The sequence below is a fragment of the Arsenicicoccus sp. oral taxon 190 genome (assembly GCF_001189535.1).
Classification (GTDB): Bacteria; Actinomycetota; Actinomycetes; order Actinomycetales; family Dermatophilaceae; genus Arsenicicoccus.
Window position 1 is genome coordinate 1822707 of the sequence record NZ_CP012070.1, and the last position, 19419, is coordinate 1842125.

21 protein-coding genes are annotated in these 19419 nt (G+C 73.0%); 13 read left to right on the forward strand and 8 right to left on the reverse strand.

What is annotated here, in order from left to right; all coding sequences use genetic code 11:
* Positions 1–19: 19 nt before the first annotated feature.
* The 4 genes from ADJ73_RS08585 to ADJ73_RS08600 all read left to right on the forward strand — a co-directional run bounded on the left by ADJ73_RS08585 (position 20) and on the right by ADJ73_RS08600 (position 4722).
* Positions 20–1729, forward strand: coding sequence for a VanW family protein (locus ADJ73_RS08585; RefSeq protein ID WP_156188176.1), 1710 nt, complete (start codon positions 20–22; stop codon positions 1727–1729).
* Between the two features lie 107 nt (positions 1730–1836).
* A complete protein-coding gene (fdxA, locus tag ADJ73_RS08590) occupies positions 1837–2163 on the forward strand; it encodes a ferredoxin (RefSeq protein ID WP_050347936.1) in 327 nt (108 codons plus the stop codon).
* Between the two features lie 3 nt (positions 2164–2166).
* Positions 2167–3297, forward strand: coding sequence for a succinyldiaminopimelate transaminase (gene dapC / locus ADJ73_RS08595; RefSeq protein WP_050347937.1), 1131 nt, complete (start codon positions 2167–2169; stop codon positions 3295–3297).
* Positions 3298–3417: 120 nt separating this feature from the next.
* On the forward strand, positions 3418–4722 hold the full coding sequence (locus ADJ73_RS08600) for a citrate synthase (RefSeq protein ID WP_050347938.1): 1305 nt from the start codon (positions 3418–3420) through the stop codon (positions 4720–4722).
* Between the two features lie 91 nt (positions 4723–4813).
* On the opposite strand, the gene ADJ73_RS08605 is transcribed toward ADJ73_RS08600, so the two are convergent.
* On the reverse strand, positions 4814–5683 hold the full coding sequence (locus ADJ73_RS08605) for a hypothetical protein (protein WP_050347939.1): 870 nt from the start codon (positions 5681–5683) through the stop codon (positions 4814–4816).
* Entirely contained in the window at positions 5670–6596 is a 927-nt protein-coding gene (dapD, locus tag ADJ73_RS08610) for a 2,3,4,5-tetrahydropyridine-2,6-dicarboxylate N-succinyltransferase (RefSeq protein ID WP_050349327.1), read from the reverse strand. The genes ADJ73_RS08605 and dapD overlap by 14 nt, the downstream gene beginning before the upstream one ends.
* A gap of 116 nt (positions 6597–6712) precedes the next feature.
* On the opposite strand from dapD, the gene dapE reads away from it, so the two are divergent.
* From dapE to ADJ73_RS08630, 4 genes are read left to right on the forward strand one after another with little or no spacing between them, the layout of a single operon-like run.
* Positions 6713–7795, forward strand: a complete 1083-nt coding sequence (gene dapE, locus ADJ73_RS08615) for a succinyl-diaminopimelate desuccinylase (RefSeq protein WP_050347940.1) — start codon at positions 6713–6715, stop codon at positions 7793–7795.
* A 21-nt stretch (positions 7796–7816) separates the two neighbouring features.
* Positions 7817–8572, forward strand: a complete 756-nt coding sequence (locus tag ADJ73_RS08620) for a TIGR00730 family Rossman fold protein (protein WP_050347941.1) — start codon at positions 7817–7819, stop codon at positions 8570–8572.
* A 33-nt stretch (positions 8573–8605) separates the two neighbouring features.
* Entirely contained in the window at positions 8606–9064 is a 459-nt protein-coding gene (locus ADJ73_RS08625; protein WP_050347942.1) for a DivIVA domain-containing protein, read from the forward strand.
* On the forward strand, positions 9061–10317 hold the full coding sequence (locus ADJ73_RS08630) for a hypothetical protein (RefSeq protein WP_253272521.1): 1257 nt from the start codon (positions 9061–9063) through the stop codon (positions 10315–10317). The genes ADJ73_RS08625 and ADJ73_RS08630 overlap by 4 nt, the downstream gene beginning before the upstream one ends.
* A gap of 4 nt (positions 10318–10321) precedes the next feature.
* Here the strand turns inward: ADJ73_RS08630 and ADJ73_RS08635 are convergent, their stop codons facing one another.
* Positions 10322–11137, reverse strand: coding sequence for an enoyl-CoA hydratase/isomerase family protein (locus ADJ73_RS08635; RefSeq protein ID WP_253272522.1), 816 nt, complete (start codon positions 11135–11137; stop codon positions 10322–10324).
* Positions 11138–11374: 237 nt separating this feature from the next.
* On the opposite strand from ADJ73_RS08635, the gene ADJ73_RS16635 reads away from it, so the two are divergent.
* Complete coding sequence (locus ADJ73_RS16635) at positions 11375–11542, forward strand: DUF3117 domain-containing protein (protein ID WP_082176849.1); 168 nt, start codon at positions 11375–11377, stop codon at positions 11540–11542.
* Between the two features lie 81 nt (positions 11543–11623).
* On the opposite strand, the gene ADJ73_RS08640 is transcribed toward ADJ73_RS16635, so the two are convergent.
* On the reverse strand, positions 11624–12256 hold the full coding sequence (locus ADJ73_RS08640; RefSeq protein ID WP_050347943.1) for an O-methyltransferase: 633 nt from the start codon (positions 12254–12256) through the stop codon (positions 11624–11626).
* 151 nt (positions 12257–12407) lie between these two features.
* On the opposite strand from ADJ73_RS08640, the gene sigE reads away from it, so the two are divergent.
* The gene (sigE, locus tag ADJ73_RS08645; protein WP_050349330.1) at positions 12408–13055 is read left to right on the forward strand and encodes an RNA polymerase sigma factor SigE; all 648 of its coding nucleotides are present in this window, start codon (positions 12408–12410) and stop codon (positions 13053–13055) included.
* 107 nt (positions 13056–13162) lie between these two features.
* Entirely contained in the window at positions 13163–13576 is a 414-nt protein-coding gene (locus tag ADJ73_RS08650; RefSeq protein ID WP_050347944.1) for a twin-arginine translocase TatA/TatE family subunit, read from the forward strand.
* Between the two features lie 69 nt (positions 13577–13645).
* Here ADJ73_RS08650 and ADJ73_RS08655 read toward each other — a convergent pair whose 3' ends face one another.
* From ADJ73_RS08655 to ADJ73_RS08665, 3 genes are read right to left on the reverse strand one after another with little or no spacing between them, the layout of a single operon-like run.
* Positions 13646–14779, reverse strand: coding sequence for an Mrp/NBP35 family ATP-binding protein (locus ADJ73_RS08655; protein WP_050347945.1), 1134 nt, complete (start codon positions 14777–14779; stop codon positions 13646–13648).
* Between the two features lie 34 nt (positions 14780–14813).
* Complete coding sequence (locus tag ADJ73_RS08660; RefSeq protein ID WP_050347946.1) at positions 14814–15467, reverse strand: DUF1003 domain-containing protein; 654 nt, start codon at positions 15465–15467, stop codon at positions 14814–14816.
* Complete coding sequence (locus ADJ73_RS08665) at positions 15460–16734, reverse strand: magnesium transporter MgtE N-terminal domain-containing protein (protein WP_050347947.1); 1275 nt, start codon at positions 16732–16734, stop codon at positions 15460–15462. Before ADJ73_RS08665 ends, ADJ73_RS08660 begins: the two co-directional genes overlap by 8 nt.
* A gap of 153 nt (positions 16735–16887) precedes the next feature.
* Here ADJ73_RS08665 and ADJ73_RS08670 point away from each other — a divergent pair, with 153 nt between their 5' ends.
* Positions 16888–17676, forward strand: coding sequence for a L,D-transpeptidase family protein (locus ADJ73_RS08670; RefSeq protein WP_050347948.1), 789 nt, complete (start codon positions 16888–16890; stop codon positions 17674–17676).
* A 207-nt stretch (positions 17677–17883) separates the two neighbouring features.
* On the opposite strand, the gene ADJ73_RS08675 is transcribed toward ADJ73_RS08670, so the two are convergent.
* A complete protein-coding gene (locus ADJ73_RS08675) occupies positions 17884–18717 on the reverse strand; it encodes a serine protein kinase RIO (RefSeq protein ID WP_050347949.1) in 834 nt (277 codons plus the stop codon).
* A gap of 345 nt (positions 18718–19062) precedes the next feature.
* Between ADJ73_RS08675 and ADJ73_RS08680 the strand changes: the two genes are divergently transcribed.
* Positions 19063–19416, forward strand: coding sequence for a GntR family transcriptional regulator (locus ADJ73_RS08680; RefSeq protein ID WP_050347950.1), 354 nt, complete (start codon positions 19063–19065; stop codon positions 19414–19416).
* Positions 19417–19419 lie beyond the last annotated feature (3 nt).

Sequence of the window (19419 nt, forward strand, 5' to 3'; positions counted from 1 at the left end):
CCCCGTACAGGAGACCTTCGTGGCAGCCAGCCCCCCCGCCTCGCGCCCCGGACGAGTCGCGCTCGTGCGGCTGATCCTGTCCGTGGCCGTCCTCCTCGGCCTGTATGCCGGCCTCGCCGCCGTCCTCACCCGTCAGGCCCCGGCGGGCACCACCGTCGGTGGGGTCTCCATCGGGGGCATGGACCAGGCGACCGCGCGCCGCACCCTGCAGGAGCGGCTCGCGGGGCAGGTCACCGAGCCGGTCACGGTCCGCGCCGGTGACCGGGTGGCGACGGTGGATCCCGCAGCGGCCGGCCTGGCCGTGGACGTGCCGGGCAGCCTCACCGGCCTCACGTCCTTCTCGCTGGACCCGCGCGACGTGGTGGCGCACCTGACGGGCGGGGCGCACCGACCGGTCGAGGTGGACGTCGACCGGGCGGCGCTGGACCGGGCGTTGGAGGCGACCCGGTCGACGCTCGAGACGGCGCCGAGCGACGGCGCCCTGTCCATCGCCAAGGGCACCGTCGAGGCCAAGGACGCCGTCGTCGGGCAGTCGCTGGACCTGGACGCCACGCGGGACCGGCTGGTCGAGGCGTGGCCGGCCGAGCGGTCGGTCGCCGCCGTGACGACGGCGCGCCAGCCCGCCGTGACGCAGCAGGCCGTGGACCGCGCCGTCGCGGACGTGGCCAGGCCGATCCTCGCCGGACCCGTGACGGTGACCGACGGCACCCACCGGGGCGTGCTGGCTCCCGCCCAGGTGGCCGCGGCCACGACCTTCGCCGCCAAGGACGGGGCGCTCGCGCCCGCCCTGGACCCCGACAAGCTCGGCGCCGCCGTGCGCGCGGCCGTCCAGGGCCTGGAGACCCCGCCGGTCAACGCGACGGTCCGGCTCGTCGACGGCAAGCCGCAGGTCGTGCCGGGCAAGAACGGCACCGAGGTGCCGGACGAGGCGCTGACCTCCTCGGTGCTCGCCGCCACCACCTCCCCGCAGCGCACCGCCACGGTCAAGGCCGGGCCGGTCGAGCCGGGCATCACCACCGAGGACGCCGGCCGGTGGGGGATCAAGGAGGTCATCTCCCGCTACGACGCCGACCTGCCCTACAACCCGCCCCGCACCACCAACATCACGATCGCCGCCCGGACCATCGACGGGACCATCATCAAGCCGGGGGAGACCTTCAGCCTCAACGGCATCCTCGGGGAGCGGACCCCGGCCAAGGGCTACCAGGACGCGCTGATCATCCAGGGCACCCGCTACGTCCGCGACACCGGCGGCGGAGTCTCCCAGGTGTCCACCTCCGTGCTCAACTCCGCCTTCTTCGCCGGGATGCAGCTCGTGGAGCACCGCGCCCACAGCTTCTACATCACCCACTACCCCGAGGGTCGCGAGGCGACGGTGCACTACCCGGACCTCGACAACAAGTGGCGCAACGACGGCACCACCGCGGTGCTCGTGCACTCGTGGGTCGAGGACGGCGTCCTGAAGTTCGAGCTGTGGGGCACCAAGCGCTACGACGAGGTCAGGTCGATCAAGGGGCCGCGCCGCAACGTCGTGGATCCCCGCAGCATCGACGACCCCAGCCCGACCTGCAACGCCCAGGTGCCGGTCCCCGGCTTCGACGTCACCATCACCCGTCAGATGGTCAAGGGCGGGCAGGTCGTCAAGACCGACAGCTTCGACACCCACTACGACCCCCAGGACGACGTCACCTGCACCGGCCCCGTCAAGGGGCAGGTCAAGCGCACCTGAGTCCGAGGACGCCGGCGGGACCGAGGCGGGGGAGAGGGTCCCGACGGCATAGAGTTGACCGGCAGACTGCCTGCACCACCCGAGTCCAACCGGAAGGATCACCGCTCATGACCTACGTGATCGCCCAGCCGTGCGTCGACATCAAGGACAAGGCCTGCATCGAGGAGTGCCCGGTCGACTGCATCTACGAGGGCGAGCGTTCGCTCTACATCCACCCCGACGAGTGCGTGGACTGCGGCGCCTGCGAGCCGGTGTGCCCGGTGGAGGCCATCTACTACGAGGACGACGTCCCCGAGCAGTGGACCGACTACTACAAGGCCAACGTCGAGTTCTTCGACGACCTCGGCAGCCCGGGCGGCGCGGCCAAGCTCGGCCTCATCAAGAAGGACCACCCCCTCGTCGCCGCGCTGCCGCCGCAGGGCGAGGACGCCTGAGGCGTGACCGCAGCCTTCGACCTGCCCGACTTCCCGTGGGACTCCCTGGAGCCCGCCAAGCGGGAGGCGGCCGCGCACCCTGACGGGATCGTCGACCTGTCCGTCGGCACCCCGGTGGACGCGACGCCCCCGCTGCTGCGCCGCGCCCTGGCCGACGCCTCGGACGCCCACGGCTACCCGCAGACCTTCGGCACCGCGCCGCTGCGGGAGGCCGTCGCGGCGTGGTTCGAGCGGCGCCGCGGCGTCCCCGGCGTGGACCCCGCGGGGGTGCTGCCGACCGTCGGCAGCAAGGAGCTGGTCGCGTGGCTGCCGCTGCTGCTCGGGCTCGGCCCCGGCGACCAGGTCGGGCTCCCGCCGATCGCCTACCCCACCTACGACGTCGGGGCGCGGCTGGCCCGCGCCGAGCCGGTGGTCGTCGACGCGGCGGGCGCCCTGCCGCAGGCGGGCGGCATACGCCTGCTGTGGGTCAACTCGCCGAGCAACCCGACCGGCGCGGTCCACGACGTGGCGACGCTGCGCGCCGTGGTGCGCTGGGCGCGTGAGCACGGTGTGGTCGTGGCCAGCGACGAGTGCTACGCCGAGCTCGCCTGGGACGGCGCGGCGCTCGAGGGCGGCCTGCCGCGCCCGGGGCACGTCCCGAGCATCCTCGACCCCCGGGTGTGCGAGGGGAGCCACGAGGGGCTGCTCGCGTGCTACTCGCTGTCCAAGCAGTCCAACCTCGCCGGCTACCGCGCGGCCTTCGTGGCCGGGGACCCGGCGCTCGTCGGCCGGCTGCTCGAGCTGCGCAAGCACGCTGGGATGATCGTGCCCTGGCCGGTGCAGGAGGCCATGCGGGTCGCCCTCGGCGACGACGGGCACGTCGCCGAGCAGCGGGCCCGCTACGCCGCCCGCCGGGCGCAGCTGCTGCCGGCGTTGCAGGCCGCCGGGCTGCGGGTGCAGGACTCCGAGGCCGGGCTCTACCTCTGGTCGACCCGTGACGAGGACTGCTGGGACACAGTGGACTTCCTCGCGCGGCGCGGGATCCTGGTAGCCCCCGGCGCGTTCTACGGGGCCGCCGGGCGCCGCCACGTCCGGATCGCGCTCACCGCCACCGACGAGCGCATCGCCGCCGCGGTCACCCGTCTGACCGCTTGACGCGGACCGCCGCAGCCGTCTCGCCCCCCTGACCGGATTCGGGGCGCCGCGGCCCGCTGCGGTAGCGTCCACGACAGAAGGGTCCCGGAGTCCGGGGCCCCTTGCTAGGAGGAGACCCCCATGACCAGTGATGCCGGCAAGGCCGTCCTGACCGACGGCGGCAAGAGCATCGACCTGCCCATCACGCAGGCTACCGAGGGCAACAGCGGCTACGGCATCAGCAAGCTGATGTCCGCCACGGGCAACACCACCCTGGACCCGGGTTTCACCAACACCGCCAGCTGCACCTCGGCGATCACCTACATCGACGGTGACGCGGGGATCCTGCGCTACCGCGGCTACCCGATCGAGCAGCTGGCTGAGAAGTCCAGCTTCCTCGAGGTCGCCTACCTCGTCATCTACGGCGAGCTCCCGACCGGCGAGCAGCTGGAGAGCTTCGAGCGCGGCATCACCCGCCACTCGCTCCTGGACGAGCGCATGCGCGACCTGTTCCGCTGCTTCCCCCGCCGCTCGCACCCCATGCCGGTGCTGTCGGCCGGCGTGATGGCCCTGTCGACCTTCGCCGTCGACACGACCGACCCGCTGGACCCCGAGCAGGTCGAGGGCGCCACCGTGCGGCTGCTGGCCAAGCTGCCGACCCTGGCGGCCTACGCCTACAAGAACTCCGTGGGCCAGCCCTTCCTCTACCCCAAGAACTCCCTGGGGTATGTCGAGAACTTCCTCCGCCTGTCCTTCGGCTACCCCACCGAGCACTACGAGGTCGACCCGGCGATCGCCAAGGCGCTCGACGTGCTGCTCATCCTGCACGCCGACCACGAGCAGAACTGCTCGACGTCGACGGTGCGTCTGGTGGGGTCGGCCCAGACCAACATCTACTCGTCGATCTCCGCGGGCATCAACGCCCTGTCGGGCCCGCTGCACGGCGGCGCCAACCAGGCCGTGCTCGAGATGCTCGCGCAGATCCGCGACGAGGACGGCGGTGACGTCAAGCGCTTCGTGCAGGACGTCAAGGCCAAGAAGGACGGCGTCAAGCTGATGGGCTTCGGCCACCGGGTCTACAAGAACTACGACCCGCGCGCCGCGATCATCAAGAAGCACGCCGACGAGATCCTCAAGTCCTCGGGCCGCACCAACGAGCTGCTCGACATCGCGCTCGCGCTGGAGGAGGTCGCCCTCACGGACGACTACTTCAAGGAGCGCAAGCTCTACCCCAACGTGGACTTCTACACGGGGCTGATCTACGAGGCCATGGGCTTCCCGGTCAACTACTTCACCGTGCTCTTCGCGCTCGGCCGGCTCCCCGGCTGGATCGCGCAGTGGCGCGAGATGATCACCGACCCGGCCACCAAGATCGGGCGCCCGCGCCAGGTCTACGTCGGTGAGGCCGAGCGCACCTACCCCGGGTACGTCGCGCCCGAGGCCTGATCCCCGCAGGGGCCGTATGCCGCCCCGCCCGCCCCGAGAGGCCGGTGTCCGCCCGGACGCCGGCCTCTCGCCGTGCCCGCCACCCGGCCGGTCAGCGCACCACGACGTGGTTGGCCGCGGCGGGGGTCGTGGCGGGGTGCCACTGCCACCCGTCCTGCCCGCGCTGACGGGTCCACTCCCGGTTGCCGACGGTGACGCTGGACAGGCCGTAGGCCTGCGCGTGGGCGACCGCCCAGTGCCCGACCAGCCAGGCCTGCTGCGCGTCGCCGCCGGACACCTCGACCTGGCCGTTGCCCACCACCGTCGCCACCCGCAGCTCCTGCTCGAGGTGGCGCGCCACCGACACGGCGCCCTCGCGGTGGTCGCGGGTCTCCAGCGGTTTGAGGCGGCACCCCAGGCCGCCCGGGGTGTGCCCGGACAGGGTGGACGCGAGCGCCCGACCCTCGCCCTCGTGGTCGGCGTAGGCCTCGGGGAACCCGGAGCGCTGGACCCGCTGGGCGATCTTGGTGATCTCCATGGTCTGCCAGCCGTCGACCTTGACCAGCGCGTCGTAGAACGCGTTGGTGGAGTGGACCGGGTCCATGATCTGCTCCGCCGTGCCCCAGCCCTGGGAGGGCCGCTGCTGGAAGAGCCCCACGGAGTCGCGGTCGCCGTAGTCGATGTTGTGGAGCTTGGACTCCTGCATCGCCGTGGCGAGCGCGATGGTGGCGGCGCGGGCGGGCAGTCCTCGGCGGACCGCGATGCCGGTGATCGTGGAGGCGTTGGCCATCTGGTCCGGGTCCAGCGTCGCCGTGTAGCTCGAGGCGACGGCGCGGCACGTCGAGGAGCCGAAGCCCTCGGCGAAGTCCCGGGCGGTGCGCCATACGTAACCGACCCCGAGGACCACCAGGGCCACGACGACGGCGGCGACGACGAGGCGGTGGGTGCGTCGCCGCTGCTGGCGCGGACTAGTCGTTGGCATGCAGCTCGGAGTTGAGGGCGATGCCGTGGCCGTCACGCGCCTTGGCGAGGACCGCGCCCGTGACGGAGTCGCGGATGAAGAGCAGGTTGGACTGGCCGGACAGCTCGGCCGCCTTGACGACGCGGCCGTCGGCGAGGGTGACCTTGGTGCCGGCGGTGACGTAGAGCCCCGCCTCGACGACGCAGTCGTCGCCGAGGGCGATGCCGATGCCGGACTCCGCGCCGAGCAGGCAGCGCTCGCCGATGGAGACGCGCTCGGTCCCGCCGCCGGACAGCGTGCCCATGGTGGACGCGCCGCCGCCGATGTCGGAGCCGTCGCCGACGACGACGCCCTGCGAGATGCGCCCCTCGACCATGGAGGAGCCGAGCGTACCGGCGTTGAAGTTGACGAAGCCCTCGTGCATCACGGTCGTGCCGCTCGCGAGGTGCGCGCCGAGGCGGACCCGGTCGGCGTCGGCGACCCGCACCCCTGTCGGGAGCACGTAGTCGACCATCCGCGGGAACTTGTCGACGCCGTAGACGGTGACCGGGCCGCGGGCGCGCAGCGCGGCGCGCACCGTCTCGAAGCCCTCGGGGGAGCACGGCCCGTGGTTGGTCCACACGACGTTGGCCAGCGCCCCGAAGAGCCCGTCGAGGTTGATCGAGTTGGGCTGCACGAGGCGGTGGGACAGCAGGTGCAGCCGCAGGTAGGCGTCGCGGGCGTCGGCCGGGGGTGCGTCCAGGTCGATCTCGGTCAGAACGGCCTCGGTGGTGACGCCCCGCGCCCCGTCCTCGCCTGCGAGGGCGACCAGCGCCGCCGGCAGGTCGGAGCCGTCGTGATCGCCGAGCGCGGGGGAGGGGTACCACGTGTCCAGCACCGTGCCGGAGGTCGTGATGGTCGCGAGTCCGTGGCCCCAGGCCGAGCGAGAAGTCATGCGGGCCAGGTTATCGGCCCACCCTGGGCGCTCCCGGCAGCGACGCTCGGCGGTGGTGGGGCGGGCGGGCTGGTCGTTCGGCATACGGCCGGGGTCTGCTCGCTAGATTGGCTCGTATGACGACGCCCCCGCCCCTCGACCTCACCGCCTCGGCCGTGGACCTGACCGAGACCATCTGCAACATCGCCTCGGTGAGCCACGAGGAGCGCGAGCTGGCCGACGCGGTGGAGGCGGCGCTGCGTGGCTTCGGGCACCTGCGGGTGACCCGCGACGGCAACACCGTGGTCGCGCGCACCGAGCTGGGGCGTGACGAGCGGGTGGTGCTCGCGGGGCACCTGGACACCGTGCCCTTCGCCGGGCAGGGGACGGCGGCGGGGCTGCCGATCACCCGCACCGGCACCGAGCTGATCGGCCGGGGCACCACCGACATGAAGGGCGGCGTCGCGGTGATGCTGGCGCTCGCCGGGACCCTCCCCGAGCCGAGCCGCGACCTCACCTACGTGTTCTACGACTGCGAGGAGGTCGAGGCGGCGCACAACGGGCTGGCGCGGCTCGCCCGCAACGACCCGAGCGTCCTGGAGGCGGACTTCGCGGTGCTGCTCGAGCCCACCGACGGCACGGTGGAGGGGGGCTGCAAGGGGACCCTGCGGGTCGAGGTCACGGCGCGCGGCGAGGCGGCCCACAGCGGCCGACCGTGGCTGGGGCACAACGCGATCCACGAGGCGGGGACGATCATCGACCGGCTGCGGGAGTTCGACGCGCAGACGGTGGCCGTGGACGGGCTGGACTTCCGTGAGGGGCTGTCGGCCGTCGGCATCCGGGGCGGACGCGCCGGCAACGTCGTGCCGGACGAGTGCGTGGTGACGGTCAACTACCGGTTCGCGCCGCACATCGACGCCGCCGAGGCCGAGCGGCGGATGCGCGCGCTCTTCGAGGGCTACGAGGTGGTGGTGACCGACGCCGCCGACGGCGCGCGACCCGGCCTGGACCGTCCCGCGGCGCAGGCCTTCGTCGCCGCGCTGGGGCTGCCGGTGCAGGCCAAGCAGGGGTGGACCGACGTGGCGCGGTTCAGCGCGGTCGGGGTGCCCGCGGTCAACTTCGGGCCGGGCGACCCGCTGGTCGCCCACCAGGACGAGGAGCGCTGCGCCATCGCCCAGGTCGAGCACGCCTACGACCGGCTGCGGGCCTGGCTGTCCTGATCGTGCAGGTAGGTTGACGCCATGAAGGACGCGCGAGGCGACTACCACAAGGGCCCGGTGACGCTGCGCGGCAAGCGCGTCCCCGGCTCCACCACCGACCAGCGGCTGCTCGACAACACCGGCGAGTCGGACTGGGTGCACTCCGACCCGTGGCGGGTGCTGCGCATCCAGGCGGAGTTCGTGGAGGGTTTCGGGGCGCTCGCCGAGCTGGGGTCGGCGGTCAGCGTCTTCGGGTCGGCGCGGGTGCCGCGGGAGCACCCCACCTACGAGCTGGGGGTGCAGCTGGGGTCCGCGCTCGTGGCGGCCGGCTACGCCGTGATCACCGGCGGCGGCCCGGGGCTCATGGAGGCCGCCAACCGCGGCGCGCTGCAGGCGGGCGGCACCTCGGTGGGGCTCGGGATCGAGCTGCCCTTCGAGCAGGGCCTCAACGAGTACGTCGACCTCGGGGTCAACTTCCGCTACTTCTTCGCCCGCAAGACCATGTTCGTCAAGTACGCCCAGGGCTTCGTCGTCCTGCCGGGCGGCTTCGGCACCCTGGACGAGCTCTTCGAGGCCGTGACGCTGGTCCAGACCCACAAGGTGACCTCCTTCCCGCTCGTGCTGCTCGGCCGCGACTACTGGAGCGGGCTGCTCGACTGGGTGCGGACCACGATGGTGCCGGCGGGCACGATCAGCGAGTCCGACCTCGAGCTGCTGCAGCTGGCCGACTCCGTGGAGGAGGCCGTGGAGCTGGTGCGCGGCTCGGGGCGCACCCCGACGCCGCGCCCCGCCGAGTGACGGATCCCGGGCAGGCATGGCACGATCGGGGGCGTGCCCGTGCTGACCGTCGTCCTCGCCGTGCTCCTCGTCGGTGCCGTCACCGGGGGCCTGGTGTGGCTGACCGGGACCCGGCCGGCGTCGCTCGCCGACCAGGCGCTCGCCGACCCCGTCTCGTCCTCCCCCTTCGAGGGGCTGGCCCCCGGGCCGGTCGTCCCCGACGAGGTCCGTGACCTGCGCTTCGACCAGGTGCTGCGCGGATACCGCATGGACCAGGTCGACGACACCCTCGACCGCCTCGTCGAGGAGCTGCGGGCCCGGGACGCCGAGATCGACCGGCTCCGCTCGGCCGTGATGCCCGTGGGGTCCGCCCGCCGCGGCTGGGCTGAGGACCCGGCACAGCACCCGGACGTCACCACCGGGCCCCTCGACGTCACCGAGATCGTGCGCCCGAGCGGCGGCTCCACGCTGTGGCGCCGACCCGACCGGCCCGCGGACGACCTGACGCCGTGACGGCGGTCCCGGCCGGGTCGACCCGCACCGGTCCGCTGCGAGCCGGGCCCGGGGGCGGCGCCCCCGGGGACCCCGACGTGGGGCGGGGCAGCACCGTGCGGCTGGTCCTGCTGGCGCTGGTGACGTATGCCGCCAGCCGCGTCGTCTCGGGGCTGCTCGTCGCCCGGGCCGCCCGCCAGCAGGTCCCGATCAGCTGGACCGGGGACCCCGTCGACTACTGGGGCATGACCCTGATGTGGGACGGCACGTGGTACCGCCGCATCGCGGAGACGGGCTACCCCGCGGCGCTGCCGGTGGACCCCGCCGGTCAGGTGCAGCAGAACGAGTGGGCCTTCTACCCCCTCTACCCGATGCTGTGCCGCGCCGTGATGACGGTGACGGGGCTCGAGTTCCGGTATGCCGGAGCCCTGGTCGCGACCCTGCTCGGCTTCCTGGCCGCGGTGCTGCTGGTCCTGCTGCTGCGCCGGCACTGCTCGGACGGGGCCGCGCTGCTCGCGCTCGCGGTGTGGTCCACCTACCTCGCCACCCCGGTGCTGCAGATCGCCTACACCGAGTCGCTCGCGATGGTGCTGCTCGTGGCCTTCCTGCTGCTGCTGGAGCGGGAGCGGTGGTGGGGCGCCGTCGCCGTGGCGCTGCTGATCGGGCTGTCCCGCCCCATCGGGGTGCCGCTCGGGCTCGTGGCCCTGGTCGCCGTGTGGCTGCGCTGGCGCCGCCGCGAGGAGCGCCCGGTGGGTCGCGGGGAGTGGGCCGCGATGCTGGCCACGCTCGTCGGGTGCGGCGTCGCCGGCCTCGTCTGGCCGGCCGTCGTGTGGGCGGCCACGGGCTCGCGCACCGGCTACACCGACACCATGGCGTCGTGGCGCGCCGGCCACGAGATCCACCTCTTCCGCCCCTGGTGGGACAACGCGCAGTACTTCTTCGACGGCTGGGCGCTCCCGGTGCTCGTCGCCTACACAGCGGGGCTGCTGCTGCTGGCGCTCGGGCCGTGGGCGCGGCCGCTCGGATGGGTGCTGCGCACCTGGCTGCTGGCCTACCCGCTCTACCTCTTCGCGGTGCAGGACGCCCAGACCAGCCTCTACCGCTACCTCGTCCTGATGTTCCCGGTGGCCCTGGTCGGGGTCGGCGCGGTGCGGCGGGTCCGCACCAGCACCGTGGTGCGGGCCGCCGCTCTGGTGGGCGTGGGCATCGCCCTGCAGGTGTGGTGGACCCAGACGATCCTGGTGCTGCACCTGCCGGCGTCCTGGCCCCCGTGACCGGTCAGCGGCCCTCGAAGGTCGGCTTCTCCTTGGCCAGGAAGGCCGCGACCGCCGCCCGGTGGTCCGCGCTGCCCCCGGTCTCATGCATCAGCTCGGCCTCGTGCGCCAGGGAGTCGGCCAGGTCGTGCGTCGCCGAGTGGTGCACCACGTCGCGGATGGCGGCGTAGGCGAGGGTGGGGCCGGACGCCATACGGCGTGCCAACGCCATGGCCGGCTCCATCACGTCCCCGGGCACGACCTCGTTGACCAGCCCCAGCTCCTTGGCCTCGGCCGCGCCGATGGTCCGGGGGAACATCAGCAGCTCCTTGGCGCGCGCCGTCCCGACCAGCCGCGGCAGGGTCCAGGAGGCGCCGGTGTCGCAGGAGAGGGCGATGTTGGTGAAGGCGAAGTTGTAGCCGCCCTGCTCGCTCAGGAAGCGGTAGTCGCAGGCGAAGGTGAACGACGCCCCGGCGCCGGCCGCGACGCCGTTGACGGCGGCGATCACCGGCTTGCGCATCGTCGCGACCAGGGTGACCGCCGGGTTGTAGTGCCGCGGCACCGTCTCCCACAACGAGGGGTCCTCGGCCTGGAGCAGCTGCACGTGGGACTTGAGGTCCTGCCCGACGCAGAAGGCACGGCCGGTCCCGGTCAGGACGACGCAGCGCACCTGCGGGTCGTCGGCCACCTGCTGCAGCGCCGCGAGGAGCGCCTCCTTGGTGGGCACGTCCAGGGAGTTCATGGCGTCCGGGCGGTTGAAGGTGACGACGCCCACGCCGTCCTCCACGCGCACCAGCACAGGTGCGGACCGGTCGGTCTCGGGGGGCTGCGGGTCGGTCACGAGGTCTCCTTCGACGACGGCGGTGCGGGAGGCGGGGGCGCCTGCCGTGAGCACAATCTAGCCACGTGCGCGTCCCGTTGCGCGCGGCAGGGGGAGAGGATTAGGAGTCGGGACCGATGCTTTGCGATAATGGTCACAAGTCTGTGGCCGCTGCGGGGCCCGAGGGTCGTGCCATCGAGGTCAGTCCACCCAGGTCTCCTGCGCAGCGGCGGCCGCACCGAGAGGGAAGAGGTAGCTATGGCGGCGATGAAGCCCAGGACCGGTGACGGCCCGCTGGAGGTCACCAAGGAGGGGCGTGGCATCGTCCTGCGCATGCCGCTCGAGGGGGGCGGCCGCCTGGTCGTCGAGATGACGCCGGACGAGATCGCGGCGCTCGGCGAGGCCATCAAGGGCGTCACCGGCTGACCTCAGGTCCTCGGGCCGTATGCCGATGAAGAGGCGCCCACCCGCGACGTTGCCGGGTGGGCGCCTCTCGCATGCCCGGCGTCAGCGCCGGACGGCGGCGAGCATGCCGTCTCCCGCGGCGAGCATCACGGGCAGCAGGTCGTCGCGCTCGCGCAGCTCCTTGCCGAGGTCGCGCAGCAGCGCGGTCGTCTCGTCCCGCGCCGCCGGGTCGGCCACCTTGTCGTGCCACAGCATGTTGTCCAGCACCAGCAGACCACCGCGGCGCAGCAGCCGCAGCGCCTGCTGGACGTAGGCGGGGTACTCCCGCTTGTCGCCGTCGACGACCACCATGTCGTAGGCGCCGTCGGTCAGGCGTGGCAGCACGTCCAGTGCCCGGCCGCTGATGAGCCGGGTGCGCTGGTGGGGGATCCCCGCCTCGGCGAACGCCTCGCGCGCCGCCCGCTGGTTGGCGGGCTCGACGTCGATGGAGGTGAGGATGCCGTCGGGCGCCATGCCCTCGAGGAGCCACAGGCCGGAGACGCCGGCGCCGGTGCCGATCTCCACGACGGCCCGGGCGTCCAGGGCGGCGGCGAGGAGCCGCAGCGTCGCGGCAGCCCCGGGCAGCACCGGGATGCAGCCGAGCTGGTGGCCGCGCTCGCGGGCCCGCTCCGCCACCGGGCTCTCGGCGACGAACTCCTCGGCGTAGGCCCAGCTCGCGGGCTTCTGTGTGCTCATGGCACGAAGTCTACTGACGCGGCGGGCGACGAGCCGATCCCCACCGGGCGGACTTCCCGGGAACTTCCCAGGGATTGCCCAGGGCCGCTGTGCAGGATGGGTCGTGCACGTCGGGCTCGCGCCCGAGCACCCCACGTCGGAGAGGCCCCTCATGACCACCACCACGCCCGTCGTCGAGCAGAGCATGCTGCCGGCCGCCGAGGGCGAGCCCGCGTGGGAGCGCCCCACCTGGGACGAGGTCGTGCGGGAGCACTCCGGGCGGGTCTACCGCCTCGCCTACCGGCTCACCGGCAACCAGCACGACGCGGAGGACCTGACCCACGACGTGTTCATCCGGGTCTTCCGCTCGCTCGAGCGCTACCAGCCGGGCACCTTCGAGGGCTGGCTGCACCGCATCACCACCAACGTCTTCCTCGACCGCATGCGCCGCAAGCAGCGCATCCGCTTCGACGCGCTCTCCGACGAGGGGGCCGCGCGACTCGCCTCGCGGGAGCGGGGGCCCGAGCAGACCCTCACCGACGCGATGCTCGACGACGACGTGCAGCGGGCGCTGGACGCCCTCAAGCCGGAGTTCCGCGCCGCCGTCGTGCTGTGCGACATCGAGGGCCTCACCTACGAGGAGGTCGCGGACGTCCTCGGCATCAAGCTCGGCACCGTCCGGTCCCGGATCCACCGCGGCCGGTCCCAGCTGCGCACCGCGCTCGCGCACCGCGACCCGGCCGCCCGCCGCGCCTCGACGACGCCCGCGCCGCGGCGCACCGGGATGCGCGGCCCCCGGCTCGGCATCGTCGGCGCCTGAGGGACGCCGGCCCGACACGGGCGCGTCGCGCGGAGTTCATCTGCGCGGCGGGGACCGTGCCCCGGGGGCGCCGGTGACTCCCGGGTGGACGCAGTAGGCTCCCCAGCATGTTCGGCATCAACGGCGGGGAGTTCATCATCCTCATCCTGGTCGCCCTGGTCGTGCTCGGCCCGGAGCGGCTGCCGGAGTATGCCGCCAAGCTCGGCCAGCTCGTCCGTCAGGCCAAGGCCTACGCCGAGGGCGCGAAGACCTCGCTGCGCGACCAGATGGGGCCGGAGTTCGACGACATCGACTGGCGGCAGTACGACCCGAGGCAGTACGACCCCCGCCGCATCGTGCGGGAGGCGCTGCTCGACGACTCGCCTTCCTCCGCGAGCACGGCCGCGAGCACGGCCTCGGGAGCGACCTCGGTGGGGGCGGCCGCGGCAGGCGCCGCAGCGACCCCGGCCCACGAGCCGGCGCCCCGGCCCGGCCGCCGCTACGACGAGACCTACACCCCCTTCGACGTCGAGGCCACCTGACCCCCGGCGCCCGGCCCGGCACGACGTGGCCCCCGCGACCGAGCCTCGGTCGCGGGGCCACGTGCTGTGTCAGCGGCCGGTCGGGGTGAGCCCGAGCTTGCGCCCCGCGAGCCCCCGGGCCCGGGAGCCGAGCCCACGGGCGATGCCGTTGAGTGCGGCACCGGCGGCGCTCTCGGGCGCGGACAGCACCGCGGGTGTGCCGGCGTCGCCGCCCTCGCGCAGCCGGGTGTCGAGGGGGATCTGCCCGAGCAGCGGCACCGGGGCGCCGACGATCCGGGTCAGCGAGTCCGCGACGGCCTGGCCGCCGCCGGAGCCGAAGAGCTCCAGCCGGGAGCCGTCGGGCTGCTCGAGCCAGGACATGTTCTCCACGACGCCGACGATGCGCTGGTGGGTCTGCACCGCGATGGACCCGGCGCGCTCGGCGACCTCCGCGGCCGCCTGCTGCGGGGTGGTCACGACGAGGATCTCGGCGCCCGGGATCAGCTGCGCCACGGAGATCGCCACGTCACCGGTGCCGGGCGGCAGGTCCAGCAGCAGCACGTCCAGGTCGCCCCAGAACACGTCGGCCAGGAACTGCTGCAGCGCCCGGTGCAGCATCGGCCCGCGCCAGACCACCGGCTGGTTGCCGGGCACGAACATGCCGACGGAGATGACCTTCACGTCGTGGGCGACCGGCGGCAGGATCATGTCGTCGACCTGCGTGGGCTGCTGCTCGACCCCGAGCATCCGGGGGACGGAGAAGCCGTAGATGTCGGCGTCGACCACCCCCACCTTCAGCCCCTGCCGCGCGAGGGCGGCCGCGAGGTTGACGGTGACCGAGCTCTTGCCGACGCCGCCCTTGCCGGAGGCGACGGCATACACCCGGGTCATGGACCCGGGCTGCGCGAAGGGGATCTCGCGCTCGGCCTGGCCGCCGCGCAGCTGGTCGCGCAACGCCCCGCGCTGCTCGTCGCTCATGACGCCGAGGTCGACGGTGACGCCGTTGACGCCGTCGACCCGGGCCACGGCCTCGGTGACGCCGCGCCGGATGGGGTCCTTCATGGGGCAGCCGGAGACGGTGAGCAGGACGCGCACGCGCACCCTGCCGTGGTCGTCGACGTCGACCGACTCCACCATGCCCAGCTCGGTGATGGGCTTGCGGATCTCGGGGTCGTCGACCGTGGCCAGGGCAGCGTGGATCAGGTCCAGGGACGGTGCAGACATGAGATCCATCGTATGCCGCCCGCGATGCCGCCCCTCACGCCTCCGTCTCGGGCGCCGGCGCGGGTGCGGCCTTCTTCTTGCGAGCCTTCTTGGACCGGGCGTCGGCGTCCTCCTCGGCGGGGGCCGCGGGCACCATGCCGCGGTCCTCGAGCTCCTCCAGCAGGTCCCGCAGCTCGGAGCGCAGGTAGTCGCGGGTCGCCATGTCCCGCATGGCGATCCGCAGGGCCGCGACCTCCCGGGTCAGGAACTCGGTGTCGGCGAGGTTGCGCTCGTCGCGGGCCCGGTCCTGCTCCAGCCCGACGCGGTCCCGGTCGTCCTGACGGTTCTGGGCGAGCAGGATGAGGGGGGCGGCATACGAGGCCTGCAGCGACATGATCAGGGTGAGCAGCGTGTAGTTGAGGCTGCGCGGGTCGAACTGCGCGGACTCGGGCATGAAGGTGTTCCACGCCAGCCACACCGTCACGAAGACGGTCATGTAGATCAGGAACTGCGCGGTGCCCATCCAGCGCGCGAAGGCCTCGCTGGCGCGGCCGAACCGCTCGGGGTCGAAGACGGTCGGGCGCGACCAGCGCAGCCGCTGCTCCTGGGGCTGGTCGAGCCGGTTGCGGTCGGCCGCCCGAGGGGTCTTGCGGTCGACGCGCAGCTCGGCGCGGCGTTCTTCGCGGCGCTCCGCCGGACGCTCACTCATCGGTCACCTCGTGCCTCTCCTCGCGCCAGTCCTCGGGGAGGATGTGGTCGAGCACGTCGTCGACGGTGACGACCCCCAGCAGGTGGCCTTCCTCGTCGACGACCGGCGCCCCGGTCAGGTTGTAGTTGGCGAGCATGCGCGTCACCGAGCCCAGGCTGTCGGTGGGCTGCAGCGGCTCGAGCTCCTTGTCCAGGATCGAGCCCAGGGCGCTGTGCGGGGGCTCGCGCAGCAGCCGCTGGATGTGCACGATCCCGAGGTAGCGACCCGTGGGCGTCTCCAGCGGGGGCCGGCACACGCACACCAGCGAGGCCAGCGCCGGGGAGACCTCCTCGCGGCGGACCCACGCGAGGGCCTCGGCGATGGTCGCCTCCGGCCCCAGCACGATCGGCTCGGGGGTCATCAGACCACCGGCGGTGTTGTCGTCGTAGGCCATCAGCCGGCGCAGCGGCGCCGCCTCGTCCGGCTCCATGTGCTGCAGGTAGTGCTCCTGCGTCGCCTCCGGCAGCTCGGAGAGCAGGTCGGCGGCGTCGTCCGGCTCCATGAACTCCAGGACGTCGGCCGCGCGCTCGGTCTCCAGGTGGGTGAGGATCTCGATCTGGTCGTCGGCCGGGAGCTCCTCGATCACGTCGGCGAGCTTCTCGTCGTCCAGGGCGCTCGCGACCTCCACGCGGCGGCCCGGGGTCAGGTCGTGGATGACCTCGGCCAGGTCCGCGGGCTTGAGGTCGTCATACGCCTCCAGCAGGCGCGCCGCGCTCTGCCCCTCCGTGCGCGTGGCCAGCCCGGTGGTGTCCAGGACGTCCACGAGGAGCGTCTCCCCGCGGCGACCGGTGAGGCGACGCAGCGTGCTCGCCCCCTGCCCGCGGCGGACGAAGACCTTGGTGACCGACCACTCGCGCGGTCGGTCCTGCTCGATGGCGACGTCCTCGACGGTCGCGACGAAGTCCTCCTCGCCGCGCTGACGCACCGTGACCTCGCGGTCGAGCAGGTCCGCCAGCACCAGCGACTCCGTCGGCCGCTGCTCGAACCGGCGCATGTTGACCAGCCCGGTCGTGATGACCTGGCCGCCGTCGATGCTGGTCACCCGGGTGATCGGGACGAAGACGCGCCGTCGGCCCGGGACCTCCACCACCAGGCCGAGGACGCGAGGCTTGCGGCGGGTCGCGGAGAAGCTGACGACGACGTCGCGGACACGCCCCACCTGATCGCCGAGCGGGTCGAAGACCGCGATGCCGGCGAGGCGGGCGACGAAGACACGGCGCAGACTCACGCAGCGCAGCCTACCGGCGTCGACCGGACGCCCTGACCGTGGTGGTCGCGGCGGTTGCGCAGGGTGACCACGGGTCGCCCGATCAGCCTGCAACCTTTGGTCTGGGCGCGTTCGTCGTGGGTGTACCAGTGTCACACCTCAGGGGGAATCATCATGAGCAGCAACCTCATCGGTCGACGCGTCGCGCTCGCGTCTGCCTCCGCCGTCCTGCTCGGGGGCGTCGTGGTCGGGGGGACCACGGCCCAGGCCGCGCCGGCGACCGCCGCGCCGCCGGCTGTCTCGAGCGCCTCGACCGCGGCGAGCATGTCGGGCGCGTCCCGCGCGGCCACGGCCTTCGCGGGCGACCTGCGACCGGGGTCCCGCGGCCAGCGGGTCACGGCCCTGCAGATCCGCCTCAACCAGCTCGGCTACAGCGTCGGCAGCCCCGTCGGGGTCTACGGAGCCCGCACCCGGCAGGCCGTCATGGCGGTGCAGAAGGTCGCCGGCCTGCCGCGCACCGGGGTCTACGACGCCCGGACCGCCCAGCGGGTCGCCGCCGGGGTCCGGCCCAAGGCGCGCAGCACCAAGGGTCACGTCATCGAGATCGACAAGGCCCGCCAGGTCCTGCTGGTCGTCGACAACGGCCGCGTCTCGCGGATCTACAACGTCAGCACCGGCAACGGCCAGCGCTACTGGGACCACGGCTGGCACCGGGCCACGACCCCGTCCGGGTCCTTCCGCTTCTGGACGCAGTACCGCGGCGGCAACGGCTGGCAGCACGGTCGCCTCGGGTCGATGTACCGCCCCATGTACTTCAACGGCGGGATCGCCGTCCACGGCAGCAGGTACGACATCGGCGCGCGCCCGAGCAGCCACGGCTGCGTGCGGATCCACAACGCCAACATGGACGAGCTGCGAGGCACCCGCTCCATCGCCCTCGGCGGCAGCGTCCTCGTCTACTGACGGGAGCTCCCGGGCTCGCCGAAAAAAGCCGGCCCGACGCCCCAACCCCGCACCGGGCTGGGGCGTCGGACCGGACGCGCAGACCTTGCGGGGGCTCGGTCAGCGCGTGGGCCGGCACTTCCGACACCCCTCGGGCCGGCTGAAGGGCCGTCGGCATGGGGGTGCCGGCGGCCCTTCGTTCATGTCGGCAGTCAGACGTGCCGGCGGTCAGAAGCGCGAGGTGGCCTCCGCGACCAGCTCGCCGACGAGCTCGCCCGCGTCCACCGCGAGACCGCGGCGGGCAAACCAGTCGGCCATGGTCGTCGCGTCCCGCTCCAGGATCGGAAAGCCGTGGGGGTTGCCGACCACGTCCACGATCTGCGGCCAGTCGATGAGCACGAGTCGCTCGTCGTGCAGCAGGACGTTGTAGGGGGACAGGTCGCCGTGCGTCCACCCCATCGCGGCCAGCCGCAGCAGCGCCGCGCGCAGCTGCTGCCACAGCTCCGCCAGCAGGTCCGGGGACGGGCGGGTCTGGACGAGGCGGGGTGCCGCGACGGGCGTCGGGTCCGGCATACCGATGAACTCCATGAGCATCTCGGTGCCGTCGAGGGAGACCGGGTAGGGGACCGGCAGCCCGGCCTCCCACAGGGTCCCGAGCGCCTGGAACTCGGCGCCCGCCCACAGGCCGGAGATGACCTCCTTGCCGAAGGCGGTCCGGCGGGCCATGGCCCGCATCTCGCGGGACTTGCGGACCCGGCGGCCCTCCAGGTAGCCGCTGTCGCGGTGGAAGAGGCGATGGTCTGAGCCGCGAAAACGTTTGGCCGCCAACGTGATCTGCCGGTCGGTGTCGGGGACCCAGCGGCGGACGACGTGGACGTCGGCCTCCTTGCCGGTCTTGAGGACCCCGAGGTCCTCGTCCACGGCGCCGAGCTCGGTGATCACCCAGTCCGGGCGCGGCTCGGGGCCGTAGGTCGCGCCGTCCCAGGTGGACCAGCGCTCGCCCTCAGGTGGGGCGTCAGGGATGGTGTCGCGTGAGAAGTCCTGCGGTGCAGGCGAAGTCATGGGTGGGCTCCAGGTGGGAGAAGAGGCAGGGGCGGTGCTGGCGCACGAGGACCGTCATGTCGCCACCTCCTTCGGGAGCGTTGTCGTGCTGGCCGTATGGCGCAGCGCCCGTCCACTCTCCTGGCCGCCGCCTCGCGCGCGCAACCCGTTTTCGCACCCACCAAACCCCCGCCACGATCGGGGGTTGCGACAAAGACTGGGACGAGCTATGTGTGTAGCACTACTAACTATGACAAAGGGGTGGTTGTCCATGGACGGGAGCATTGGTGCTCCTGCTCGTCGTCGCGCAGCTCACCGACCGCGCCTGGATCGGAATGCCCGCCACGCCGGCCGTGAGGTGGCGCGATGATCCTCACCATCGACACGGGTGACCCCGCTGCGCCATACGAGCAGATCGTCGCTCAGGTGACCGACGCGATCGCTGCCGGCACCCTCGCGACCGGCGCCCGGCTGCCCACCGTCCGCCAGCTCGCCGGCGACCTCGGGCTCGCGGTCAACACGGTGGCCAAGGCCTACAAGCAGCTGGAGGCCGAGGGGCACGTGGCCACGCGCGGGCGCAACGGCACCGTCGTCCTCGAGCACGTCAGGGACGGCGCGGCCGACGAGACGCAGGCTGCTGCGACCCTGCTGGCGCGCACCGCTCAGCGGCACGGGCTGGATCTGGCCGAGGCGATCGGGGTGCTGCGCCGGGCCTGGTGAGCA